General features: G+C 56.0%; 18 protein-coding genes. 12 read left to right on the top strand and 6 right to left on the bottom strand.

Going from position 1 to position 24,533, the window contains the following annotated elements; all coding sequences use genetic code 11:
• Positions 1 to 41 precede the first annotated feature (41 nt).
• From proW to QRN22_RS23300, 6 genes are all read left to right on the top strand, one after another.
• The gene (gene proW, locus QRN22_RS23325; RefSeq protein ID WP_042553954.1) at positions 42 to 998 is read left to right on the top strand and encodes a glycine betaine/L-proline ABC transporter permease ProW; all 957 of its coding nucleotides are present in this window, start codon (positions 42 to 44) and stop codon (positions 996 to 998) included.
• A 52-nt stretch (positions 999 to 1,050) separates the two neighbouring features.
• On the top strand, positions 1,051 to 2,064 hold the full coding sequence (gene proX, locus QRN22_RS23320) for a glycine betaine/L-proline ABC transporter substrate-binding protein ProX (RefSeq protein WP_231570160.1): 1,014 nt from the start codon (positions 1,051 to 1,053) through the stop codon (positions 2,062 to 2,064).
• A 31-nt stretch (positions 2,065 to 2,095) separates the two neighbouring features.
• Positions 2,096 to 3,157 (top strand): GlxA family transcriptional regulator, encoded by a 1,062-nt coding sequence (locus tag QRN22_RS23315; protein ID WP_042553956.1) that lies wholly within the window; start codon positions 2,096 to 2,098, stop codon positions 3,155 to 3,157.
• Positions 3,158 to 3,251: 94 nt separating this feature from the next.
• Positions 3,252 to 4,571, top strand: a complete 1,320-nt coding sequence (locus QRN22_RS23310) for an NAD(P)/FAD-dependent oxidoreductase (RefSeq protein WP_042553957.1) — start codon at positions 3,252 to 3,254, stop codon at positions 4,569 to 4,571.
• 73 nt (positions 4,572 to 4,644) lie between these two features.
• Positions 4,645 to 5,547, top strand: coding sequence for a dihydrodipicolinate synthase family protein (locus QRN22_RS23305; RefSeq protein ID WP_042553958.1), 903 nt, complete (start codon positions 4,645 to 4,647; stop codon positions 5,545 to 5,547).
• Position 5,548: 1 nt separating this feature from the next.
• Positions 5,549 to 7,039: an aldehyde dehydrogenase gene (locus QRN22_RS23300; protein ID WP_042553959.1), complete on the top strand. Its 1,491-nt coding sequence runs from the start codon at positions 5,549 to 5,551 to the stop codon at positions 7,037 to 7,039.
• 114 nt (positions 7,040 to 7,153) lie between these two features.
• Here QRN22_RS23300 and QRN22_RS23295 read toward each other — a convergent pair whose 3' ends face one another.
• Both QRN22_RS23295 and QRN22_RS23290 read right to left on the bottom strand, forming a co-directional pair.
• Complete coding sequence (locus QRN22_RS23295; RefSeq protein ID WP_042553960.1) at positions 7,154 to 7,480, bottom strand: AzlD domain-containing protein; 327 nt, start codon at positions 7,478 to 7,480, stop codon at positions 7,154 to 7,156.
• Positions 7,477 to 8,217 carry an AzlC family ABC transporter permease gene (locus tag QRN22_RS23290; protein ID WP_042553961.1) on the bottom strand — a complete coding sequence of 247 codons (741 nt, stop codon included), beginning with the start codon at positions 8,215 to 8,217 and terminating at the stop codon, positions 7,477 to 7,479. Before QRN22_RS23290 ends, QRN22_RS23295 begins: the two co-directional genes overlap by 4 nt.
• Positions 8,218 to 8,908: 691 nt before the next feature.
• Here QRN22_RS23290 and QRN22_RS23285 point away from each other — a divergent pair.
• Positions 8,909 to 9,763, top strand: coding sequence for a glycine betaine ABC transporter substrate-binding protein (locus tag QRN22_RS23285; protein ID WP_042553962.1), 855 nt, complete (start codon positions 8,909 to 8,911; stop codon positions 9,761 to 9,763).
• 418 nt (positions 9,764 to 10,181) lie between these two features.
• Here the strand turns inward: QRN22_RS23285 and QRN22_RS23280 are convergent, their stop codons facing one another.
• On the bottom strand, positions 10,182 to 11,501 hold the full coding sequence (locus QRN22_RS23280; protein ID WP_042553963.1) for a CitMHS family transporter: 1,320 nt from the start codon (positions 11,499 to 11,501) through the stop codon (positions 10,182 to 10,184).
• Positions 11,502 to 11,932: 431 nt separating this feature from the next.
• Between QRN22_RS23280 and QRN22_RS23275 the strand changes: the two genes are divergently transcribed.
• Positions 11,933 to 12,868, top strand: a complete 936-nt coding sequence (locus QRN22_RS23275; protein WP_042553964.1) for a GntR family transcriptional regulator — start codon at positions 11,933 to 11,935, stop codon at positions 12,866 to 12,868.
• A gap of 149 nt (positions 12,869 to 13,017) precedes the next feature.
• Here QRN22_RS23275 and QRN22_RS23270 read toward each other — a convergent pair whose 3' ends face one another.
• The 3 genes from QRN22_RS23270 to QRN22_RS23260 form a co-directional block, all read right to left on the bottom strand.
• Positions 13,018 to 13,743, bottom strand: coding sequence for an ABC transporter substrate-binding protein (locus QRN22_RS23270; protein ID WP_042553965.1), 726 nt, complete (start codon positions 13,741 to 13,743; stop codon positions 13,018 to 13,020).
• 77 nt (positions 13,744 to 13,820) lie between these two features.
• A complete protein-coding gene (acnA, locus tag QRN22_RS23265; RefSeq protein ID WP_042553966.1) occupies positions 13,821 to 16,577 on the bottom strand; it encodes an aconitate hydratase AcnA in 2,757 nt (918 codons plus the stop codon).
• Positions 16,578 to 17,082: 505 nt separating this feature from the next.
• On the bottom strand, positions 17,083 to 18,009 hold the full coding sequence (locus QRN22_RS23260; protein WP_042553967.1) for a GntR family transcriptional regulator: 927 nt from the start codon (positions 18,007 to 18,009) through the stop codon (positions 17,083 to 17,085).
• Positions 18,010 to 18,158: 149 nt separating this feature from the next.
• Between QRN22_RS23260 and prpF the strand changes: the two genes are divergently transcribed.
• The 4 genes from prpF to QRN22_RS23240 all read left to right on the top strand — a co-directional run.
• Positions 18,159 to 19,328, top strand: coding sequence for a 2-methylaconitate cis-trans isomerase PrpF (gene prpF / locus QRN22_RS23255; protein ID WP_042553968.1), 1,170 nt, complete (start codon positions 18,159 to 18,161; stop codon positions 19,326 to 19,328).
• Between the two features lie 1,329 nt (positions 19,329 to 20,657).
• Complete coding sequence (locus QRN22_RS23250) at positions 20,658 to 22,004, top strand: MFS transporter (RefSeq protein ID WP_042553969.1); 1,347 nt, start codon at positions 20,658 to 20,660, stop codon at positions 22,002 to 22,004.
• A gap of 245 nt (positions 22,005 to 22,249) precedes the next feature.
• Positions 22,250 to 23,899, top strand: coding sequence for an acetolactate synthase large subunit (locus tag QRN22_RS23245; protein ID WP_042553970.1), 1,650 nt, complete (start codon positions 22,250 to 22,252; stop codon positions 23,897 to 23,899).
• Positions 23,900 to 23,962: 63 nt separating this feature from the next.
• The coding region (locus QRN22_RS23240) for an aldehyde dehydrogenase family protein (RefSeq protein WP_285404146.1) at positions 23,963 to 24,533 on the top strand (571 nt) is incomplete at its 3' end.

The following is a 24,533-nucleotide window of genomic DNA, read 5'->3' as shown; positions in this document are numbered from 1 at the left end:
ACTACGTAAAGTAAGCCGTTGTTGAGGCTGAGGTACAGCTCATGTCCGATTTTAGTTTTCTCGACCCGTTCAAAACGATCAATGTTCCAGTAGGGACATGGGTGGAAGATGCACTTCGTTATTTGGTGCATAACTTTCGCGATGTATTTCGCTCCATTCGCTGGCCTGTCGATCAGGTGCTCGATGGTGTCCAGGCAGCGCTGATGTCGGTACCACCTAGCGTATTCATCATCCTGGCGGGCCTGATCGGCTGGCAGGTGGGCGGACGCCGAATCGGTGCGCTGATGGTCGTCACGCTCACTGCCCTGGGATTGATCGGCGTATGGGGCGACGCCATGGTCACTCTCGCACTGGTTCTGACCTCGCTGTTTTTCTGTGCCGTGATCGGTATCCCACTGGGCATTGCCTGTGCACGCAGCGACCGTCTCGAGGTGTTGATTCGCCCAGTGCTCGACGCCATGCAGACCTTGCCCGCATTCGTCTATCTGGTTCCGGTGGTGATGCTGTTCGGCATCGGCAACGTGCCTGGCGTAATCGTCACCATCATTTTTTCGGTGTCGCCACTGGTACGTCTCACCAACCTGGGTATTCGTCAGGTTCCTGAAGACAAAATCGAGGCCGCACGGGCCTTTGGCTGTACGCCTCGACAGATGCTGCTAAGGGTGCAGCTGCCGCTTGCCGCTCCCACCATCATGGCTGGTGTCAACCAGACCCTGATGCTGGCGCTGTCGATGGTAGTCGTGGCGTCGATGATTTCCGTCGGTGGTCTGGGGCTGATGGTACTGAGTGGTATTGGCCGGCTCGACATGGCGCTGGCGAGCGTTGGCGGTATCGGATTGGTACTGCTGGCGATTTGTCTGGATCGTTTCACCCAAGCGCTGGGTGAGCGCAGTCAACACCTGACTACCGGTCAGCGCTGGTACCACAGTGGTCCGGTCGGGCTGGTGGTGCGGTTGAAGAAGAAAAAGAAAGACGTTGCACAGCCTTTAACTCATTGAACTTGCCTTTCCTCTAATTAAAAACATCAGCAGGTGACTCATGAATTTCTCCATGTGCAAGAGAGCTATCGTTGCCGCCATGGCCGCTCCGGTTATCGGCATGATTCTGGTATCCGCCGCTCAGGCAGCCAACCCGGACAAACCCGGTGAGGGGGTATCGGTCACGCCTATCTTCCCGACCATCGCCGAAGAGCGTTTTCGCGGCGAAATAGCTATAGCGGGGCTCGAGGCGCTTGGCTACGAGGTCAAACAACCGAAAGAGACTGACTACCCAGCATTGTTTCTGGCGCTGTCTTACGGCGATGCAGACTTCACCGTGCACATGTGGGAGCACCTGCATGCTGCGTTCTACGCCAAGGCTGGCGGCGATGACGTGATGACCGCGGTCGGTGACGTGATGCCCGGGGTATTGCAAGGCTTCATGATCGACAAGAAAACCGCCGATGCCCACCACATCAAGGACGTGTCTGACCTCAAGAAGCCGGAAATCGCCAAGCTCTTCGACAGCAACGGTGATGGTAAAGCTGACCTTACCGGCTGTAACCCGGGCTGGGGTTGTGAGGTGATCATTGAGCACCAGCTCAAGGCTTACGGCCTGAACGATACCGTCACCAATAACCGTGGCTCTTACTTCGCCCTGATGGCCGACACCATTTCTCGTTATCAGCAGGGGCAACCGATTCTCTACTACACCTGGGTGCCGCAATGGATCTCTGGCGTGTTGGTGGAAGGGCGCGACGTCGTATGGCTGCCGGTTCCATTCACTTCATTGCCCGACGGCAAGAATGACGTGAACACCACATTCGATGGCAAGAATCTCGGCGCTCCGATCGACAACGTGAAGGCGGTTCTTAACAAAGAGTTCGCCGAGGAAAATCCGGCAGCGCGCACCTTCCTTTCCAAAGTCCGCATATCCACTGAAGACGAAAGCGCACAGAACCTGCGTATGCAAAATGGCGAGAAGTCACTCGAGGCTATAAAGCGCCAGGCCCAGGAGTGGATCAGTGCTCACCAGACCGAATGGGACAGCTGGCTGAAAGATGCACGGGCAGCTGGACAGCAGTAACGGCAGAGTTTTCTGGGCAGGCAGGTGAATCATGAAAGACTCCTTTCAAAGCGTACTGAAATCACGAAACCAGGTGTTTGGCGTGGGTGGCACTCCGGCAAGCCGCTGTGTTCGTGTCGCCTTCATCCTGCTTGACCAGTTTTCTCTGACGTCCTTTTCCACTGCACTGGACGCGCTCAATACGGGCACTGCACTCGAGCAGGGTGTCGACTACCAGATCAGCACATGGTCGCTGACTGGTGGTGCCATCCGTAGTGATGTGGGTGTGACGGTTGATACCCAGCGCCTGCCACTGGTTCGTGTGCAGCACCATATGCTTGTGCTCGTCGGAGGGCACCGCGTCAGGCTGGCGCCAAACGCCGTACTGAGTAAGGTGCTGCGCCGCGCCGCCCTCGAGCGCACGATGATGTGCGGCCTGTGGAACGCTGCATTTCATCTGGCGCAGGCTGGGCTTCTCGAAAACCGGGCCGGTGTATGCCATCCCGATAGTCTCGCGCCGATCAAGGAGTATCACCCGTCTTTGGATCTCGGTGGCAGTGGTCACGCACTCAGCGGCCGCGTTGGCACCAGTGCCGAACCTGGTGCGGTGCTGGACTTGATGCTGGCGGTGATGAAGCGCTGCGCACTGGGGCATACACCGGTGTTCGAGGACGAGATCAAGCGCTTGCACCAGCCGGAGCGTCATCAACAGGATTTGCCCGCCATTTCGAGGCCGAGTGGCAAGTGCCTCCCCAAACCGTTGAGTGTGGCGTTGTCGATGATGGAGGAGAACATAGAAGAACCGCTGGACATCGATCTGATTGCTGATCAGGTCGGCGTCTCACGGCGACAGCTAGAACGTCGTTTCTCACGTCATCTTAACGCGCCACCGTTGCGCTATTACCTGGAGCTGCGCCTGACTCGCGCGCGTCAGTTGATCGTCCATAGCAACCGCTCGCTGACCGATGTAGCTCTGGCTACCGGGTTCGTCAGCTACCCGCACTTTCACCGTCGTTTCAAGGATCTGTTCGGGCTGCCGCCGATGGAATTCAGAACCACCTACGACTCGCATTTGAGCCACCACTCGGCTTTCCAGGCACAGCCGAGCACCTGATCACGATAACCAAGGAACCGCTCGCCAAACAGCGGGTGTAGCTCAGTAGGCCCTGCATTCAGGCCGCTTCCTCAATTGCAATGGTTCAGCACTCATGAAAGTTCACGCCTTGCCTGCCGATGACAACAGCTGTGGCTGGTTCCACCTCAGCCCGCCGCGTAAACCCTGTGCCAGCCATCATGGGCACAGTGAGGCACCCTGGGTGGTTATCGGCGCGGGGTTTACCGGCCTGTCGGTAGCTCGGCAACTGGCGCTGAACTTCCCGGATGACGAAGTGGTGCTGATCGAGGCGCAGGAGGTTGGCCTCGGACCCTCCGGGCGCAACGCCGGCTTTGCAATCGATCTGCCCCATGACATCGGCGCCGAGGATTACATCGGCGATCTCGATATCGCCAGAACCGTTCTCAAACTGAACCTGGCTGGCCAGCGTCTGCTCAGCCAGTGGGTCGAGACCTTTGGCATCGACTGCCAGATGAAGGCCTGCGGGAAGTATCAGGCCGCAGTCGAGCGGCGAGGCCTGGCGGTGCTCGATGCATACCGCCGTGGCCTGGACAAGCTCGGCCAGCCTTATGAAATGCTCAGCGAGCAAGAGTTGCCGCATCACATTGGCACGCACTTCTATCGCCGGGCCCTGTACACCCCAGGTGCGGTGTTGATTCAGCCTTCGGCGCTGGTCAAAGGCCTGGCCGACAACCTGCCCGCGAACGTGACGCTTTACGAGCGCACGCCGATTCTGGAAGTTGAATACAGCACCAACAAAACACGCTTGCGGCATGCCGCTGGCAGCATCTCTGCCAGCCGGCTGGTGCTGGCCAACAATTCCTTTGGTCAGCATTTCGGTTTTCTGCAGGGGCGCATGTTGCCGATCTTCACCTACGGCAGCATCACCCGCCAGCTCACCAGCGACGAACAGGCGCGCCTGCAAGGCAAACCCTACTGGGGAGTCATTCCGGCCGATCCGTTCGGTACCACGGTTCGCCGCACGCCGGACAACCGTCTGCTGATTCGCAACAGCTTCAGTTTCAACCCTGATGGCCGCAGTAACCCCAAATACCTGCAGCGTTTTCTGCAGCGTCACAGGGCCTCCTATGCGCAACGTTTCCCCATGCTGCCCAACGTCGATTTCGAATACACCTGGGGCGGCGCACTGGCGATGACCCGCAACCACAACGGCTTCTTCGGCCAGCTGGCGCCCAACGTCTATGGCGCTCTGGGCTGCAACGGGCTAGGCGTAACACGCGGCACCATCACCGGTAAGTTGCTGGCCGACTGGCTCGCTGGCGAACGCAATGACTTGATCGATTTCCTGCTGGCCGCTCCAGGCCCCAACGCAAACCCACCGCAGCCGTTCCTGTCAGCAGGGGTCAATCTGAACCTGCTCTGGGGGCAGCGCCGGGCAGGGCGGGAGAGCTGAGGCCAACGTACTGCCGAAACGCGGGGCTCCGGTTCCGCACTATCAATGAATCAACCAGATGGAGGCTCTACCCATGAACTTCGACGGCATCTTCACTCCGGCCATTACTCCGCTGCAGAGCAATGGCGAGATCGACCATGGTGCGTTTGCGGAGGTTCTCGAATACCTGATCGAGGCCAAGGTGCACGGCATTGTCATCGGCGGCTCTACGGGTGAGTACTACGCCCATACCAGCGAAGAGCGTATCGCGTTGATCACCCGTGCTCGCGAAGTGATCGGCAACCGCTTGCCGCTGGTAATTGGCACAGGCGCCATTCGCACCGAGGATTCCGTGCTCTTCGCCGAGGTGGCCAAGTCCCAAAAGGCCGACGCCATCCTCGTCGGAACGCCGCCCTATGCACTGCCGACTCAGCAGGAAATCGCCGAACACGTGCTCACCGTGGACAAAGCCGCTGGCCTGCCGATCATGCTCTACAACTATCCCGGCCGTATGAACGTGGCTATGCAGCCGCAATTCTTCGACGCCGTAGCTGCATGCAAGAACATTCAGGCGATCAAGGAAAGTTCGGGTGATATGGCGAGCCTGCATCACCTCGCGGTTCATCGACCCAACCTGCAGATTTCCTGCGGTTGGGACGACCAGGCGTTGGAGTTCTTCGCCTGGGGCGCCCGTAGCTGGGTGTGCGCCGGCTCCAACTTCGTGCCACGCGAGCACGTCGCGCTCTATGAGGCGTGCGTGATCGAAAAGGACTTCGACAAGGGCCGCCGCATCATGGCAGCGATGCTGCCGCTGATGGACTTCCTGGAGGGCGGCAAGTTCGTCCAGTCGATCAAGCATGGTTGCGAAATCAGCGGCCTTCGCGCTGGTGGTGTACGGACTCCGCTCAAGGATATGAGCAGCGAGGAAAAAACCGAACTGGAGCGCGTCGTGGCCGCGCTGAAGAAAAACGTATCGCTGATCACTCAGGAGGCCTGACATGACCGAGTTGCTCACCAAACAAGCTTATGCAGACATCGCTGCCAAGCTGAACGTCCGTACCCAGGCCTTCATCGGCGGTGAGTTCCGTGATGCGCTGTCGGGCGAAACCTTCATCACCACCAACCCGGCAACCGACGAACTGTTGGCCAACATCGCAGCCTGTAACGCCGAGGATGTCGACGTCGCTGTTGCAGCCGCTCGCGAGGCGTTCGACGATGGTCGCTGGCGACTGCTTTCGCCCGGTGCACGTAAAAGCATCCTTCTGCGTTTCGCTCAACTGCTCGAAGATAACGCTCACGAGCTGGCCGTGTTGGAAAGCCTGGACAGTGGCAAGCCTATTCAGGAATGCCAGAACGTCGACCTGCCGGAAACCGTCAATACCCTGCGCTGGCACGCCGAGTTGATCGACAAGATCTACGACAGCACCGCGCCGGTTGGCTCGGCAGCCATGGCCATGGTCGTGCGTGAGCCGGTCGGTGTGGTTGGCCTGGTGCTGCCCTGGAACTTCCCGCTGCTGATGCTGGCCTGGAAGATCAGCCCGTCGCTGGCCGCTGGCTGTTCCATCGTCGTCAAACCGGCTGAAGAAACCACACTCACTGCCTTGCGCGTTGCCGAGCTAGCCCACCAAGCGGGGGTTCCTGGAGGTGTGTTCAACGTGGTCACCGGTGGCGGCCGTGAAGTCGGTGAGCCCATTGGTCGCCACAACGATGTCGCCATGGTCAGCTTCACCGGCTCCACTGAAACTGGCCGCCTGTTCCTCAAGTACGCCGCTGAATCCAACCTCAAACAGGTCGTGCTTGAGTGTGGTGGCAAGAACCCGGCAGTCGTCATGAACGATGTCGAGGATATCGACCAGGTCGCCCAGTTCATCGTCAATGGCGCATTCTGGAACATGGGCGAGAACTGCTCTGCCTCATCCCGCCTGATCGTCCACGCCGAGGTCAGGGATGCGTTGCTGGAACGCATTGGTGTACACATCCAGAGCTGGAAGATGGGTGACCCGCTGGATCCGGAAAATCGCCTCGGTGCGATGGTCAGCAAGGCGCACTTCGAGAAGGTTCGCTCCTATCTCGACCAGGCGCATAGCGACAAACTGGACATCGTTTATGGCGGGCAGACGGAGAAGAACATCTTCGTTCAGCCGACCGTGGTCAACGACGTGGATCGTCAAAGTCGCCTGTTCCGCGAGGAAATCTTCGGCCCTGTGCTGTCGGTGACCACCTTCACGGATATCGACGAAGCCATCGACCTGGCCAACGACACAGTCTACGGTCTGGCCGCATCGGCCTATACCGGCAGCCTGCGCAACGCGCTGCGCCTGTCACGGGAAATCCGTGCCGGCATCGTCACGGTCAACTGTTTCGGTGAGGGTGACGCATCAACGCCGTTCGGTGGCTACAAGGAATCCGGCTTCGGTGGGCGCGACAAATCGATCTGGGCGCATGACCAGTACACCGAGCTGAAAACCATCTGGATCGATGCGTCGTAGCACGCTCATTCGGCCCAGCGCGGAGCGATCAGGGCATCCAGCATTTGAGTAGTGCTGGATGCCTTGCTCATGGAGAGTAGAGCAGTATTAAGCCGTGCAAATACTGCAACTCCATCACCAACCCAACAGCTCGAGAGCCCACAGCGTCCCCATGCCCGCCACGAGCGTCAGCGTGGTATTGCGTACCTTCCAGGCTATCAAGGTGGCCACGATGGCGGCCGGAATCTGCGGGCTGTTCCATACCACTTCGCTTTGTCCGCCGGGGTATACCACCGCCGGTAAAACCAGCGCGGCCAGCACGCTGGCAGGAACGAACTGCAAGGCCTGGCTGAGAATCGCCGGAATCCTGATCTGGCCATAGAGCTCGAGAAAGGAAAGTCGTATGGCAAAGGTTCCGAGGCCGACAGCCAGGAACAGCCCCCAGAGAAACAAATCGCTCATGGGGCTTCTCGCTCGGCGTTGCTAACGCTCGTGTCATCCGCCGTTTGCTGGCGCGTCTTGCTGATCAGCAGCCCCGCACCGATACCGGCTATCGATGCAGTCAGCAGGCCCAGGTTATACGGCATGTTGACTGCCCATACCGCGACCACGCCTGCGACCACAGCAGCGCCAAGGCTTGCCGAATTGCGGATTGCCGGAACCAGCAGAGCCAGAAACGAAAGGGGGATCGCGAAGCTCAGCGACCAGGTATCGGGAATGCTGGTGCCCAGAAAGATGCCGGCCATGACCGAGAGCTGCCAGGACAACCACATGGTCAGCGCCGTACCGGCGTAGAAGAAGTGAGCAAAGCGCCCCAGTTCGCCAGATGACAGTTTGAGAATACAGGTGGCGTACGACTGGTCGGACAGCATGTAAGACAGAGGCCATATCCAGCGACGAGGCAGGTGATGCAGGTAGGGCGCGAGCGATGCGCTGTACATCAGAAAGCGCAAATTGATGATCAACGCAGTGAATATGATCGCCACTGGCAAGACATCGTCTTGCATCAACTGCAGCGCGACCATCTGTGCCGAGCCGGAATAGAACAGCAACGTCATGCCCATCGCCATGCCCGGTGTCATGCCGACTCCGATGGCCATGACACCTGCCAGAAGCCCGAATGGAACCACGCCCGGAGTCAATGGAATGAGCGCACGGACACCTGCCCAAAAAGCGTCTGCTCTTGTTCGGTAGGGCATGCTGGCTCCTCCAAAGTAAAACTCTCCCCCGGCTAAAGATACATGCGGGGCGCCGCTGTCGAACTATTTCAGTTCATACGAGACTCTATTGCTGGTTGCTTTGCCGATGCCACGTCACCCACTACTTAGTAACGATTGAGGTACGCATCTCTAGAGATGAGCCAAGGTATTCCGGCAAATGCGAGCGTTAGGCTAGATGCTCTTGATCTCGCTTGCCCGATCATGTGCCCACTAGAGATTTTCACGACCAACGAGATCCGACTTCCAATGGCCTCATTGCGACACTGAGGCTGCACTATATTTGCGAGGGCCTGTATCTGCAGGCCATCAGGTGGCGCCTTTTTCGCGAATCGGCTCGTCGAACAGGTCGCCCGGCAAACTGGTACGCAGTTCAGCATCACCTTGTGTTGGGGTTCCCTGTCGCTATGTCGGCCGGTGCCGCGGCTGGGCACGATTCTTCCGCTCGTATCAGTGCTCTCGCCACACGCTCGGCTACACCGCATTTCTGGTTAGGACGCTAACCGAACCCGGGTTGATCGTGATGGCGGATACCGCATCTCACTTGAACGAGATCGCCCATTTGACCCTCAAAATCTGGCTAGCGACATCTCGGTATCGTTAGCCCGACTATCAAGCAGTACCACTACCGCGAGTAATCATCGCCAACAATAATCATAAGGAAACTTCCCACATGCTCTCTTTGAAGGACATCATCACTGGCCTCGGCGCGGCCACATTGAGTCTAGGTATGGCTGCCAATGCAGTAGCCGAAAAACCTGAACTTTCATTTGGTTTCGTCAACGGTTGGGATGACAGCGTGGCCACGACCCATGTCGTGACCCAGATCATCCACGAAAAGCTTGGCTATCCGGTAAAACTGCAGCCGGCAGAGCCGGCCATAATGTGGCAGGGCGTAGCCAGAGGGGATCTGGATGTGCTTCTTTCTGCCTGGCTACCGGCGACCCATGGCGACTACTACGAGAAATTCAAAGACAAGGTTGAGATTCTTGGCACCAATTACGAAGGTGCCCGGATAGGCTTGGTGGTACCAGACTACATGGATGCCAAAAGCATCGAGGATCTCAACGGCATCAAGTCCGAGCTCAACGGGCAAATAACCGGCATCGACGCTGGCGCGGGCATCATGCGTCGGACTGAAGATGCGTTGAAGCAATACGAGCTCGATTACAGAGTGATGCCGAGCTCAGGTCCGGCTATGACTATCGCGCTATCCAGAGCCATTCGCGCAGAAAAGCCAATCGTGGTGACGGGATGGGTTCCCCACTGGATGTTTGCAAAGTGGAAGCTGCACTTTCTAGATGATCCAAAGAAAGTCTTCGGAGATGCTGAACGCGTTGATACCGTCATCAATCCTACCGTGAATGAGAAGGCTCCTGAGGTAGTGGCGCTCTTGAAACGATTCACCTGGACTTCCGATGAGGTTGGCGCAGTGATGCTCGCCATTAACGAGGGCGCCAAGCCAGAGGTTGCCGCAAGGGATTGGATCGCCAAGAACCCGGAAAGAGTGGCTGAATGGCTAAAATAGTCGGCTAGAGCTCGGATACAGAGCGGCCATGCTCGGCTTTCCCGTGGTCGCTCTTGAAGCATATCTCCTCGCGCCCCGATCGTTTTGACGACCCGGGGCCTGGGCGTAACCCAACATCTGACGTTCGACTTCACGACAGATTTAAACCACCCCCTCAAACCGACCTGGTTTCTGATCATTGCGGCCAGAATTTCGAGGGTCGTGACGCCATTGTCCGGGCGATACACCCGTCGCTGCCTGAGCGCGATATTGATGCCGTATCCCGTTTTTCGGCTGCGCTCGCGATGGAATGACCTGCTTCGAGAGTGAGCTTGGCCCGATATATACCGGCCTGTCGCTGAAAGAGACTGCTCAGTAATAAGCGGTAGAGAATTGCTGTTCCGGCCAATCCCTGGCCAGAACATCACGCTCTAGATTCTTATGGGGTGACGGTCGAGTAAAGCGGGAATGCGCCAGTCAGCAGAGCGCCAACAAGTAGCGCCATACACGCAAGAATCGCCCATTTGAGAGTGAAGCGCTGATGGTCACCCAGATCTACTTTGGCCAGTGCGACCAGGAGATATAGTGACGGCACCAGTGGACTCAAAAGATGTACCGGCTGACCAACCACCGATGCCCTTGCGATCTCCACAGTGGTGAAGCCGTAATTTGCAGCAGTCTGTGCGAGGACGGGCAAAATTCCAAAGTAGAACGCGTCATTGGACATGAAGAATGTGAATGGCAGGCTGACAAGAGCTGTGAATACCCCTAAGTAAGGGCCGAAGCTTTCAGGAATAACAACCAGTAAGCTGTTGGCCATCGCGTCTACCATTCCGGTTCCTTGCAGGATCCCGGTGAAAATACCGGCAGCGAAAATCACGCATGTAACTGCAAGTACATTTGAAGCGTGGCTACCAATTCGCTCCTTCTGCTCCTCAATTCGCGGGTAATTGAGCATCAAGCCGATGCCAAAGGCGACCATGAATAGAACCTGAAGCGGCATCAGTCCGACAACAAGGCAGACAAGCAGAGCTGTGGTAAGAATAAGATTTGGCCAAAACATGCGTGGGCGCCGTGCAGCTTCACACTCCTCAGCATTGCCATTACCCAGAGCCAGGTTTTCACCAAAGCCCGTAACATCAATGACGCCAAGCCGCTTGCGCTCGCGCTGACCTATAAGGAACGCGGTAAATATAAGCGTTAAACACGCCAGTCCCATGGCCGGCAGCATCGGTAGAAAGATATCCATCGCATCCACATGCAGCGCAGCTGCCGCTCGCGCAGTCGGCCCACCCCACGGCGAAATATTCATGATGCCGCTTGCGATATTGACGATGCACGTAAGCCCTAGAACGCTCATCCCCAGCTTCTGATAAAGCGGCAGGAACGCAGCAATGGCAATCATGTACGTGGTTGAGCTGTCCCCGTCCAGTGACACCAGTAGTGTGAGCACAGCAGTGCCCACACTCACCCGCAAGGGATCTCCTTTAACCAAACGCAAGATGAAGCGAACCAACGGATCAAAGAGACCAGCATCGATCATGATCCCGAAATAGAGGATCGAGAAAGTCAACATCACACCAGTCGGGGCGAGTGTCTTGATGCCATCCAGCATCATGCCTCCGAGCCCGTTATAGAACCCACCGATCACTGCGAAGACAATTGGAATCAGCATCAGCGCAATCAGCGCAGTCATGCGCTTGGTCATGATCAGATACATGAAGCAGGTAACCATGGAGAAACCGAGAACCGTCAACACAGCATTACTCCTCTATTCACGCCACAGCGGCATTTTGGCGGCGTAGGGGTACGCCACCTCAAAGTAGGCACAGTGATTAATGTGGGAGGGTTGGCCGGCGCGGCTCTTGTGCAACTCGCGGGGTCTTACTGGAGGGATTGGTACTCATCATTTCAAGCCTCATTTTTATCTTTATTGGACGCTTTTCGTCTCAGTTTTGCTTATTAGCATCTAAAAGCGCACTGATTTCGACTTATGAGGCTACGATACTGAGCTTGTTGACCATAAAACGCAATTGCGTAAAATGATTTTCATCACCTGATTCCTTGCCGCAGATGCCGCAAGGAGACAGCCAGCAAGTTCAGAACGTGCTGATGGCTAGCCCACTGAAGAGTTTCCACGGTATCGCCGATGCATAAGCCAACTAAATCCCAACCTTCAGGTTCAGCTGAATGACGCTAACCCAGCTGCAGAAACGCATAGCTCGCGAAATACTGGATTACGTGCGTTCCCGCCGCCTACCTGCCGGCCACCACTTGGTGGAACTGCACCTTTCAAGGCTGCTCAATGTCTCCCGAACGCCTGTTAAGGCCGCGTTGGTACATCTGGCTGAGTGTGGAATTCTGAGGCATGAACACAATCGTGGTTTTTTCCTGGCACGCGCTGCAGAAGCACTGCAGGAACTCATCCTGGAATTTTCTGCAAAGGACGAAGATTCGGTTTACCAGAGGCTGGTAGCGCTAAAGCTTGACCAACAGCTTCCTGAACACGTTACCGAGATTGCCTTGATGCGAGAGCTCAACGAATCCCGCAGCAGCCTCAGAGCCGCATTGTTTCGCATGCAAAAGGAAGGTTGGGCAGTGTTACGAAAAGGGCAGGGCTGGAGCATCCTGCCAATAATCGACTCACTGGCGGCCTATGAGGAGAGCTACTTTTATCGCCTGTCCATTGAAACGGCAGGGCTGCGCAGCTCGACGTTTACTGCCGATCCTTGTGAGCTGAAAGCTTGCAGAGATCAGCAGCAGTACATTGCCGACGGCGGATACTTGAGCATGACTCCGTGGGAGATTTTCGAAGCCAATTCAATGTTCCATGAAACGCTTGCGAAGCTTTCCGGCAACAGGTTTGCCTTGCAGTCCCTTAGACGGATCAATGCGTTACGTGCGATTGTGGAATCCCGCCTGAATCTCTCTCGCAAGCATTGGCATGGCCAAGTTTTAGAGCACCTTGAAATTCTGGATTGTGTCGAGCGAGGCGATCTTGAAGCGGCAGCGGAGCGAATGCACGCGCATCTAGACGGGGCAAGAAGGTGCAAGGCAAAGTCGGGGCTGTTTGCGCGGGTGTATCCACGATCCGAGAGCAAGGCTACAACGTTATCTAGCAAGTGATGCGCGGCTTCGACGTTGGCCAAGATCTCTGACGAGCCGCATGCATATTGGAAGGCCTCGCTCGACTAACTGTTCGCCTTATAGAGCAGGCGCTATAAATACTGGCTAGAGGTCACTAGGCGTAGCAATGTCGACAGGATAGCTTTCACTCACCTCGGCGCGCTTACATCGGTCTGGCCGGTTGCGAGTAAGGCACCCCGTATAAAACCGCTTTCAAGCCGCTTGCTCAAAAATGTCTGGATATAGGCTGCGGCTTGCTTATGCTGCTTAGGCACCGCCATCGCCTGACGAATCGCCGTGAATCCGCCTTCCAGAACCCGGTAACCCGTATTGCTGGCTGCGAACAGCTCAAGGGGCTGCCGTACCCCCGCTGCCGCATCAAGGGCATCAGAAATGAACAGATCAACTGCCCCCGAGGAGGTTGATGCTCTTTCTAGTGTCGCCTTCTGCAGTGTTCGACTTAGGTACAAGTCATAGGCAGCCCCTTGCCCCACGGCAATCCTGATTCCATCATTATCCAAGTGATCACAATGAGTGTAGGGCGAGTCATCCTTGACCAGGTAAGTGCCTTCAATGATTACGTAGGGCTCGCTGAAATCGATTTGCTCCGCTCGAACGGGTTCTATTGCAAGAAACGCAATTGACCATACGCCATCTTGCATCGCCGCAAAGACCTTTCCCGCGGCGTCGAAAGAAATCAGCTCAAGCTCAACCTGCAGTTCGCTCGCCAGCTCTTTGGCAAGAGAAACGGATACGCCATGTGGCGAACCGTCGTGCCCGGGTTGCGCCAAGACCGGATTTCCAAAGTTGATCGCTGCTCGCAGTACTCCTTCTGGAGCAAGCTCGCCTTTCACGATATGCAGTAACTCATTCATGTCATCGTCCCGTTCTTCGACAAAAGCCCATCAAGTGATGGGCTGTAAATGATCGTGAGGTCAGTGACGCAAGGCTCTTACGACATGACTTTGCGCTGGCTATTTGCAACCTTGCTGGCCGGCGCGAGCAGGCTATCAAGGACGTAGGGCAGAATCCCACCGTTTTGGAAGTAGGTGGCTTCGATCGCAGTATCGATTCGAGCAAGAAGTACGACCTCTTCTTTGGTGCCGTCCTTACGTGTGATGCTCAGCACGACGTCCTGCCCAGGTTCGACGCCATCATCGATTCCGAGTAGATCAAAATGCTCCGAGCCGTCGAGACCAAGTGCTTGCGCGTCGTGACCATTCTTAAACTGCAGCGGCAGCACACCCAGCCCTGCCAAATTGTTGCGGTGAATACGCTCAAAACTTTTGGCTATCACGGCCCGGACGCCAAGTAGGCGCGTGCCTTTGGCAGCCCAATCACGGCTCGACCCAGTGCCGTACTCATCACCCGCAAAAATTAGAACAGGCGTCTCTTTTTCCAGGTAATGGCGAGATGCCTCGAACAGGCCTACGCGCTCACCAGTGGGCTGCAGCAGCGTATAGGGCCCCTCGTCAGCCGAGCCATCAGCTTTCAACGGCAACATCTGATTCTTCAGACGGACGTTGGCAAAAGTCCCTCTGACCATGACTTCAAAGTGGCCGCGTCGAGCGCCATAGGTGTTGAAGTCTTTCTGATCAACACCATGCTCCATGAGCCAGCGTCCTGCGCTTGAACCTGCGGAGATCGAGCCTGCAGGGCTTATGTGGTCGGTGGTGATAGAGTCGCCAAGGATCGCCAGCGCGCGAGCATTCTTGATCGGTTTGGCAGCGATACTCGTATCGAAGAAGTCCGGTTCTGCCGCGTAGGTAGAAGCAGGCCAGTCATACACATTTCCAGTCGCGCTCGTGATGCCGTTCCACAGATCGTGATCGCGCGTGAGGTCGGCGTACCACTCCTGATACAGCTTGGGGTTGCCTGCTTTTACGCTGAGCGCCTTTATCTCGTCGTTGCTCGGCCAGACGTCTGCGAGCATTACTGGCTCGCCATCTTTATCGTGGCCCAACGGAACCCTGGTGAGATCCGCACGAGTGCTTCCCGCCAACGCGAACGCCACCACAAGCGGTGGGCTGGCTAGGAAATTTGCACGTAGATTGGCGTGGATACGAGCTTCGAAATTCCGGTTTCCGGATAGCACCGCACTGCAAACCAGATCTTCGCCAACGACCACCTTCTCCAACGCCGGCTCCAGTGGGCCGATGTTGCCGACGCATGCACCGCAACCGTAGGCCGCGATTCCAAAACCCAACTCGTTCAACGGGGCGATCAGTCCAGCATCATGCAGATAGGCGGAGACTACGCGTGAGCCCGGGGTAAAAAGCGTCTTCACCCACGGCTTGGCTCGCAAGCCGTGCCGCAGCGCATTACGAGCTAATAATCCTGCCGCGATAAGCAGCTCCGGGTTGGAGGTATTCGTACAGGACGTGATTGCCGCGACCAGCACATCGCCGTGGCCAACCTCGTAGTCGGCCTTACTGCCATCGACCGAGCGGGTGCTTACCGGAAAACGCTGCTCCAGTTGCTCTTCATTCTTGGCATATCCACCGCTCTTGGCATCCTGCAGCATGACCTCGTCAAAACGGCAGCCGAGGGCGGCAAGATCCACCCTATCCTGAGGACGCTTGGGGCCGGAAACACAAGGAACAATCTGGTCGAGATCGATCGTGATCACCTGGGAATAATCGATGCTTCCGCTTGCAGGCGACCCGAACAGTCCCTGAGCAGTGAAGTACCGGCGTATGAGCTTGACCTGATCGTCACTGCGACCAGTGTGGGCGTAGTAATCAAGAGTCTTCTCATCGACCGGAAAGAAGCCGGTGGTAGCACCGTACTCAGGTGCCATATTGGCGATTGTTGCGCGGTCGGTCGCACTAAGCGACCTCGCCCCCTCGCCGAAGAACTCCACCAATTTGCCAACGACCTTAGCAGCCCGGAGTGTTTGAGTTATCTGCAGGACGGCATCAGTAGCCGTAACTCCTGGGCGCAGCTCTCCCGTCAAGTCTACCCCCACGACGTCGGGCATCAGCATATAAACCGGCTGGCCCAACATGCCAGCTTCTGCCTCGATGCCGCCTACCCCCCAACCGAGGACCCCGATTCCGTTGATCATGGTTGTGTGGCTATCAGTCCCGACCAGGGTATCTGGATAAACCACACCGTCCTTCTCGATAACGCCCTGTGCCAAGTACTCGAGATTGATCTGATGGCAGATCCCGATTCCCGGCGGGATCACCTTGAATGTATCGAAGGCTTGCATTCCCCACTTCATCAACTCGTAGCGTTCACGATTGCGCTGGAACTCAATCTCCATGTTCTTACGCAGGGCGTTAGGCTCATTGGAGAATTCAGTCTGAACGGAGTGATCAACCACCATGTGCACGGGCACTAGCGGCTCGATCAATTTCGGATCGGCACCTCGCTTGCTAGCCTGACTGCGCATGGCGGCCAGATCCGTCAGCAGGGGAATGCCGGTAAAATCTTGCAGCAGCACACGTCCTACCACAAAAGGGATCTCTCGCTCGCGCTTGGCATTGGGCCGCCAGCTAGCGAGATCTTGAACATGGCTCGTCAGAACTTTGCTGCCGTCGCAATTACGCAGCACTGATTCCAGAAGAATTCGAATGACGACCGGGAGCCGAGAAATCGCAGGATAGCCTGCAGACTCCAACGCATCCAATGAGTGGTAGGACAGGGCTCTTCCATCCTCTGCCTCTAAGGTACGAAGACTGTCGAAGTACTTGGAATCGGTCATTATTATCATTCTCGATGTGCTAATCAGGGGGTACGTAGTGGTCTGCCGCTTACCCAGGCATGCGCGCGATAACGCCTTGGGAGTGAGACGAACGCGCTGAACGCATTGAGACAGAGCCTCAACGGCACGCTAGATGGGTACTAACCACTGCACTTGCTTGTGGCTGAGATGAGGTGCGCCGTTTACAACTTGATAATCCGACGCCATACAAATCACAGATTGCGTATTTATTTTATAAAGCGCAATCAGACTATTTCGATTGAATTGTGTTTGTCAACACGCATGCGCACTGCGGCCTGTCAACGCAACTCGGCACGATGCGGCCATCACGAACAAGAAACGCGCTTAGCTGACGTTACTTGAGCCATTAGCCGAGTGATGACAATCGCTCCCGGCAAAATGAAGGTGCTCGGCGCAGTAGATGCAGATGATCCACTGGCTACGTCAGGAGCTTTCAGCGCGCAGCCGATGAGCGGCTGCACGAGTAGATCGGAGCTTAAACGGGTCATCCTGACGCTGGATGATCGCTCTTAATGGGATGTTCGAAGACTTTGGAAACGGCCTTCTTGCGCCTTGCATCCTCGATGTGTTGGCGCATCAAACTCGCTGCGTAGAGATTATCGCCCTGACTGATCGCATCGAGAATGTGGATGTGCTCCTGCGCAAGCTCTTGACGGGGAAGCTCGTGTCGGGCCTGACGGTACTCAACTAACCTGCGCATTTGATCGAGGCGACGAAGAGTTTGCAGCGAGAATCGGTTACCTGACCATTTGGCAATCGTTTCATGAAGGCGTGCATTTGACTCAAACCGATCAATGCTAGTCATCGTCTTGTAGCCACCGTTCAAGATGCTCATTTGCTCCTGGCGCAGCATCTGGAGCTCTTCGAGATCAGGGCGAAATTTAGGGCTTAGAATGCCCGCCGGCTCAATGGCAATTCGCAGGCTGTACATGTCGTCGTAGGCTTCGAGCGAGTCGATCATTGGTAGGAAGCGCCAACCGTAGCCCACTTCCTTCTCGACCCAGCCTTCACTTTGTGCCCGGCCAAGCGCCTTACTCACCTCACTGCGCGTAGCGTTGAGCAATCGCACCAAATCGGCCTCGGTGACCGAGTCCGGTAGAAGACCATCGAAGCGAGCTTCTGCCAGTCGCAAATACATCGGGTCATCGCCTTCTCCGAGGAGATCTAGCACCTCGCTTGGCAATGAGTCGATCTCTCCTTCCAGGTGATATCCGCGATTGCGGTCATAGCGCATGAAGCCAACACCTACGAGGCACTCCAGCGCGATCTTCACCGGTGATCGAGATGTGCCAATGAGCTTGGCGAGCGTCCATTCAGGCAGATGGGCGCCAGGGGCGAGCTGCTCGCGGCGTACGTAGCTAATTATCTCGCGAAGCGCCTTTCGCTGGCTGTTGGTCAAGTCAGTGGTCATGCGTTTTTCTTTTTAAGATTCAGTCAGATCGCTCAAATATACACATCCCTGCCCATGTTGCATCCAGCCTGCAAATTGGCGTCCGTTAAAAAATATGAGACAATTGCGCTTTAGTATAAATAAGCGCAATTTAGATTGAGGGTGGTGTCATGTCACAGAAGTCATTCAAAGCTCATTACATGCGCGGCGGTACCAGCAAAGGGGTCTTTTTTTGCGATGACGCTTTGCCCAAAGATCAGGCCCTCCGAGATCGGATCCTACTTAGGGTGGTGGGCAGCCCTGATGAGTATGGACAGCAGATAGACGGAACTGGCGGTGCCACTTCTAGCACTAGCAAAGTTGTAATCATCGCTCGATCTGAGCGAGACGACTGTGATGTCGACTATCGCTTTGGCCAGGTCGCCATTGATCGTCCCGTCATCGACTGGTCTGGAAACTGTGGAAATCTCACTTCCGCAGTCGGGCCTTTCGCTATTAGTCAGGGCCTTGTCGATGCCCCTGCGGATGGCATCGCAATTGTCCGTATCTGGCAGGCGAATATCGGTGCTCGGATCATCGCTCATGTTCCTATGCGTGATGGGCAGGTAATCGAAGAAGGTCGCTTTGAGCTGGATGGTGTTGCGTTCCCGTCTGCCGAGATCAAGCTCGAGTTTATTGATCCTAGCGGTGGCGATGATGGCGACGGCGGTAGCATGTTTCCGACCGGAAGCCCGGTCGACACCCTTGAGGTTCCTGGGGTCGGTGAGGTCAAGCTGACACTGATTAATGCAGGCAATCCGGCAATCTTCATTCAGGCCGAGGCTCTGGGTCTGCGAGGCAATGAGCTCCAAGCGGAGATCAATCAAAACGTAGATTTGCTAGCTAGTGTTGAGGCGATTCGTTCTCACGCGGCCGTGCGCATGGGGCTGGCCAAGTCCGCAGAAGAAGCGACTCGCAATCGTCCCCACACACCTAAGCTTGCGTTCATTTCCTCGCCTATTGCTTATGTTGCCGCAGGCGGTAAGTCGATCAATCCTGATGACCTTGATCTCAATGTTCGAATCTTTTCGATGGGCAAACTCCACCACGCTATGACGGGTACCGGTGCGGTAGCTATTGCAGTCGCCGCGATGATCCCTGGAACCATCGTCAATCAGCTGGTACCTGATGCAAGCGGGCGTCAAATACGGTTTGGTCACCCATCTGGAAGTTTGGCTGTCGGGGCAGAGGCTCGTGAGGTGAATGGAAAGTGGGTTGTGTCCAAAGCGGTAATGAGCCGATCTGCTCGCCGAATCATGACGGGTGATGTTTGGGTTCCAGCAGACGTATGCTCCCTCTAAAGCAATTCATTAATGCCTGAAGCGAATCCTATTGCTTATAGGATCCGCTATTTTCTCTGGCATGGCAGACAAGCGTTGCTTTGTGCATGAAACGTTCATGTGGGCGCTTGCTCAGGCTGTATGAGGCTTACCCTGTTTGACATCCACTCTGGTTGCCAGCAATGACTACTTGGGTAGCAGCAGTCCATCGATGATCCGAGTGACCAAGAGTATTTTCTGATTGCTATAGATAAGGCGGCACCCATGGCCGGGTGCCGCAAGGCCTAGCTCATCGCAGCGCACTACAGCTTCAGTCGGAAGGTGCCGAAACACCAGTGATCTCATCTCGCTTGGTCGCTCCCTCGATGAGGCCGGTCTTGTGCAGCTGGTTGATGAAATGATCCAACCATTTCGGAGCACGAATCCCCCTGGATGACGGCAATCCTATCGCGCGTCTGATTTCCATAAATGAAGGTTCAAACAGCCGTAGTTCGGTAGGCGTCTTCAGGTCTGCCTGCAGCTGCTGCCTGATTGGCAGCGCGTTTACAGCAGGAGCGCAGGTGCTATCAGGCTGAGTAACTTGGAAAGCGCCTCTTTTTGTCCTTAGCCGAATCCACGGTGCAATGCCGATAGCGTCCTGCCTGGGTTCGCAATCTAGTCATCAAGCGCTAGGAGCGCTGCCGCTTCAAAAACAGGGCGTCCACTCACCTGAGGTGGTTGAGCGATCATAATGGCTATTGCTGTTATGGCATATCAAACGCATATTCGAGCAGGTGGCGCTTCCCAGCCTTGAAAATCGCTCCTGTGATTGCGGTATGCGTTTAATATAAAAAACCCTTAAAAATCAAAAGCATGAATATTTTAGATTCGTCGAATAGATGTTGGTGCGACAGGTTTGTGGGGTTAGAGATACGCCTTGGTTGCGTTTGCGCGTTGACAAGCTCAATTTTACAGGCGTAGCCTAATGGCGTTTCTGCTGCAAAATAAACAATCTCGAGAGACCGCCTGTTTTCGAGTTTGCCTGGAACGGTAAATCAGCTTCTTTCTGTCTGGGGCACGGTGAGATCGCACGTGTGGAGCGCGTGTGCAGGTAGGGACGCCAGGCGTGCCAACGGGTTGTCCTGATAGAGCGCCATGAGCATTTGGAATAGCACTGGTTTTGCAACGCACTGCGCCGAGCGACTAACTCATCCAGGGTGGCTGTAAGCCGAGATAACAGCATGTCTGAGCCTGTGCGCTGAAGACGAATGCAGTTGGCGAAGGCTGCCGCAGATCGACTGCGCTAAGTCGACCGAGACTGGGCCCATGGCCGCAGTTTTCAAATAAGTCTAAAAATAGAGAGGAAACACCATGCGCACTGACGCAAGCGTGGCTGACATCGAGAAGGCTACGATCAAGAAGATGACCATCCGGCTCATTCCCTTCCTGATGCTCTGCTACTTCATCGCTTACATCGACCGAGTCAACATCGGCTTCGCAGCCCTTACGATGAATGACGACATCGGCTTGACCGCCACCATGTTTGGTTTTGGTGCAACTCTATTTTTCGTTGCTTACGTGCTCTTCGAAATGCCCAGCAACGTGGCGATGGAAAAATTCGGTGCCCGTCGCTGGATTGCCCGAATCATGATCACCTGGGGCATTGTTGGTTTTTGTACTGCTTTCATCACTGGCCCCATCTCTTTCGGCATCGCTCGTTTCCTTTTGGGGGCGGCAGAAGCGGGCTTCTTTCCTGGTGTCATCCTTTACCTCACCACTTGGTTCCCAAAAGCCTACATGGCTCGGATCGTCGCCGTGTTCATGGTAGCTGTACCGCTGTCTAACTTCATCGGCTCGCCGCTTTCCGCTTTGCTTCTGAAGATGGATGGGATTTTGGATTTCAGAGGTTGGCAGTGGTTGTTGATGCTTGAAGCGGCCCCAGCGGTGATCCTCGGGATCTTGGTGTTATTCATTCTTCCAAGTAACAGCAAAGAGGCCCGCTGGCTGACTCAGGAGCAGAAAGATTGGCTCGCCAATAAGCTGGAAGAAGAACGCAAGGAGCGTGAGGTCAAAGGCGATGGTAAGAAAGCCAAGCACGGCATGGGTAAGATCTGGGCGGCAATGACCAATAAGTACGTACTATTGCTTTCCGTCATCTACATGAGCATCTCGGCAACCAGTAATACCCTTTCTCTTTGGATGCCTCAGATTCTCAAAAGCTTTGGTCTCACAGAGATGGAAACTGGCTTGCTGAACATGATTCCTTTTGGGATCGGTGCGGTTTTCATGATCTATTGGGCAATTCGTGCCGACAAGATCGGTGATCGTATGTATAGCACTGCCATACCACTGGCGATCACGGGCCTGAGCTTCGCGGCTACCTTGCTGACCGATTCGCTCACCGTAACGCTGATTCTGCTCTCTATGGTGCTCATCAGTAACTTCGCGTTGAAAGGGCCTTTCTGGGCTCTCACTTCGGAAACACTGTCGCCAGCAGTTTTGGCAGTCGGAATTGCAGCCGTTAACACTCTGGGCCACATCGGAACGGGGACTCTGAATTACTTTGTCGGTGTTATTCGGCACCACACCAACAGCTTCCCACTCGCACTGTTGCCGCTGGCCTGTATGTGCTTCGTAGGGGTTATTCTGGTGTTCTTTATCGGGCATCGAAATGCTCGTGAGCTGCGAAAAGCTGAAGCGACTTTAGCTCAAGGCTAAGCTGCAGAGAGGGCCGAGCCTACTGAGGTGTGTCTCGGCCCTTCTTGGATGATCTGCATATAAAAAGCTCGTCACAATTTTTTGCGTGAGTTGCTGCAGCAGCACCTTCGTAGAAGATCCGAAAGTAGCCGATCGCGGCTTTACTAGTTTTAATCGCAGGTGCATTCGCCCCGCTAGTCGACCTCACATTACTTTAGACATGAGAGGTTGTACCCAGCCCATGAAATATTGAGGATTTGAGTAGAATGGCCAAGGCCGCTGATGTCGTTGTTCAATGCCTGGAAAACGAAGGCGTCGAGTATGTGTTCGGAATACCAGGGGAGGAGAACCTCGACCTGCTGGAGTCGCTACGCAAATCCGAAATCAAGTTAGTGCTCACCCGGCATGAACAGTCAGCAGGGTTCATGGCGGCAACTTATGGGCGGCTCACTGGCAAGACTGGTGTAAGTCTGTCGACCCTTGGCCCTGGCGCCACCAATCTTGTCACGGCGGGTGCCTATGCCTACCTAGGCGGTATGCCGATGCTGATGATCACCGGCCAGAAGCCGATCAAGAAGTCCAAGCAGGGCCGCTTCCAGATCATCGACGTCTGCGGGATGATGGATCCCATCACTAAGTACACCCATCAATTCGCTTCCGCTGACAACATTCCGGCTCGCATGCGTGAAGCTTTCCGCCTCGCTGAGGAAGAAAAGCCTGGCGCTGTGCACTTAGAGCTACCGGAGGATATCGCTGCCGAACAAACCGAAAGCTTGCCGATTCCACCAAGCCTGCATCGCCGTCCGCTCGCCGAGCACAAAGCTATTGATGCAGCAGTCAGCAAGCTGAAGGCCGCGCGTAATCCGATCCTGGTACTCGGTGCCGGCGCCAATCGCAAGATGACCGCTAAGGTTCTCAAGCAGTTGATTGACAAAATCGGTATCCCTTTCATCACGACCCAACTAGGCAAGGGTGTGGTTGATGAGCGTCACCCGCGCTTCTTGGGCAACGCTGCGTTGTCGTCCGGTGACTTCGTGCATCGTGCCGTGGAGGCAGCCGACCTAATCATCAATATCGGTCACGACGTAATCGAAAAACCGCCGTTCTTCATGGTGCATGGCGGTACCGAGGTCATTCACATCAGCTTCCGATCCGCCGAAGTCGACGCCGTCTACTTCCCGCAGATTGAGGTGATCGGTGATATCGCCAATACCATCTGGCAGATCGGTGAGGCCCTAGATACCGCTGACATTGAACACTGGGATTTCACCCGCCTGCTGAACATCCGCGAGGCCAATGAGGTTCAGATCATCGAAGGCGCTGACGACAGCCGTTTTCCGGTCTACCCGCAGCGTATCGTCGCAGATGTTCGTAGCGCACTTCCTTCCGACGGCATCGTCGCCCTTGATAACGGCATCTACAAGATTTGGTTCGCCCGTAACTACAAAGCGCACAGGCCCAACACAGTGCTGCTCGACAACGCTCTGGCAACCATGGGCGCAGGCCTCCCATCGGCCATGGCCGCCCACCTGGTTTATCCCGACCGGCCGGTTGTCGCCGTCTGCGGTGACGGTGGTTTCATGATGAACAGCCAGGAGCTGGAAACCGCCGTACGACTCGGCATGCATGTCACGGTGGTGATCTTGCGTGACGATGGCTACGGCATGATTCGCTGGAAGCAGGCCAACATGGGCTTTACCGATTTCGGTCTGGATTACGGTAATCCGGACTTCGTCAAATACGCCGAAGCCTATGGTGCCAATGGGCACCGAGTTGAAAGTGCCGAAGGCTTCCTTCCGCTGCTGAAACACTGCATCAGCACCCCGGGCGTTCACGTAATTGACTGCCCTGTGGACTACTCCGAGAATGACAGGATTCTAAACACTGAGCTTCGCACGCGTAGCGCACAGGTCTGACCAGTTTCTTTGTGATGGCCCTTCGGGGCCGCTTTCAAGTCTGAATTATTCTGAGACCTCACCATGCAACTGAAAGACGCTCAACTGTTCCGCCAGCAGGCTTTCGTCAACGGTGCCTGGGCTGATGCCGACAGCGGCCAGACCATCAAGGTGACCAATCCGGCCACGGGTGACGTGATCGGCACCGTGCCGAAGATGGGTGCGGCCGAGACCCGCCGCGCCATCGAAGCGGCCGACAAGGCGCTGCCGGCCTGGCGTGCACTGACCGCCAAGGAGCGTTCCGCCAAGCTGCGTCGCTGGTATGAGCTGATGCTGGAGAACCAGGACGACCTGGCGCGCCTGATGACCATCGAGCAGGGCAAGCCACTGGCCGAGGCCAAGGGCGAAATCGCCTACGCAGCGTCCTTCATCGAGTGGTTCGCCGAAGAAGCCAAGCGCGTCTATGGCGACACCATCCCGGGGCACCAGGCCGACAAGCGCCTGATCGTCATCAAGCAGCCGATCGGCGTTACCGCGGCCATCACGCCGTGGAACTTCCCGGCCGCGATGATCACCCGCAAGGCCGGCCCTGCGCTGGCCGCTGGTTGCACCATGGTGCTCAAGCCGGCTTCGCAGACGCCGTACTCCGCTCTGG

This window comes from Pseudomonas sp. MEJ086 (assembly GCF_030209025.1).
GTDB classification, from domain to species: Bacteria; Pseudomonadota; Gammaproteobacteria; order Pseudomonadales; family Pseudomonadaceae; genus Aquipseudomonas; species Aquipseudomonas fulva_A.
The sequence above is the reverse complement of the archived record's forward strand: the minus strand, read 5'-3'. Positions and strand labels throughout refer to the sequence as shown.

What these genes read in the sequence shown, in the direction of transcription:
- QRN22_RS23245 (WP_042553970.1), top strand. Translation starts at nt 22,250, where the DNA reads ATGGCCAAGGCCGCTGATGTCGTTGTTCAATGCCTGGAAAACGAAGGC.
- QRN22_RS23305 (WP_042553958.1), top strand. Translation starts at nt 4,645, where the DNA reads ATGAACTTCGACGGCATCTTCACTCCGGCCATTACTCCGCTGCAGAGC.
- QRN22_RS23275 (WP_042553964.1), top strand. Translation starts at nt 11,933, where the DNA reads ATGACGCTAACCCAGCTGCAGAAACGCATAGCTCGCGAAATACTGGAT.
- acnA (WP_042553966.1), bottom strand. Translation starts at nt 16,577, where the DNA reads ATGACCGATTCCAAGTACTTCGACAGTCTTCGTACCTTAGAGGCAGAG.
- QRN22_RS23295 (WP_042553960.1), bottom strand. Translation starts at nt 7,480, where the DNA reads ATGAGCGATTTGTTTCTCTGGGGGCTGTTCCTGGCTGTCGGCCTCGGA.
- QRN22_RS23250 (WP_042553969.1), top strand. Translation starts at nt 20,658, where the DNA reads ATGCGCACTGACGCAAGCGTGGCTGACATCGAGAAGGCTACGATCAAG.
- QRN22_RS23260 (WP_042553967.1), bottom strand. Translation starts at nt 18,009, where the DNA reads ATGACCACTGACTTGACCAACAGCCAGCGAAAGGCGCTTCGCGAGATA.
- QRN22_RS23315 (WP_042553956.1), top strand. Translation starts at nt 2,096, where the DNA reads ATGAAAGACTCCTTTCAAAGCGTACTGAAATCACGAAACCAGGTGTTT.
- prpF (WP_042553968.1), top strand. Translation starts at nt 18,159, where the DNA reads ATGTCACAGAAGTCATTCAAAGCTCATTACATGCGCGGCGGTACCAGC.
- QRN22_RS23290 (WP_042553961.1), bottom strand. Translation starts at nt 8,217, where the DNA reads ATGCCCTACCGAACAAGAGCAGACGCTTTTTGGGCAGGTGTCCGTGCG.
- proX (WP_231570160.1), top strand. Translation starts at nt 1,051, where the DNA reads ATGTGCAAGAGAGCTATCGTTGCCGCCATGGCCGCTCCGGTTATCGGC.
- QRN22_RS23285 (WP_042553962.1), top strand. Translation starts at nt 8,909, where the DNA reads ATGCTCTCTTTGAAGGACATCATCACTGGCCTCGGCGCGGCCACATTG.
- QRN22_RS23270 (WP_042553965.1), bottom strand. Translation starts at nt 13,743, where the DNA reads ATGAATGAGTTACTGCATATCGTGAAAGGCGAGCTTGCTCCAGAAGGA.
- QRN22_RS23310 (WP_042553957.1), top strand. Translation starts at nt 3,252, where the DNA reads ATGAAAGTTCACGCCTTGCCTGCCGATGACAACAGCTGTGGCTGGTTC.
- QRN22_RS23300 (WP_042553959.1), top strand. Translation starts at nt 5,549, where the DNA reads ATGACCGAGTTGCTCACCAAACAAGCTTATGCAGACATCGCTGCCAAG.
- proW (WP_042553954.1), top strand. Translation starts at nt 42, where the DNA reads ATGTCCGATTTTAGTTTTCTCGACCCGTTCAAAACGATCAATGTTCCA.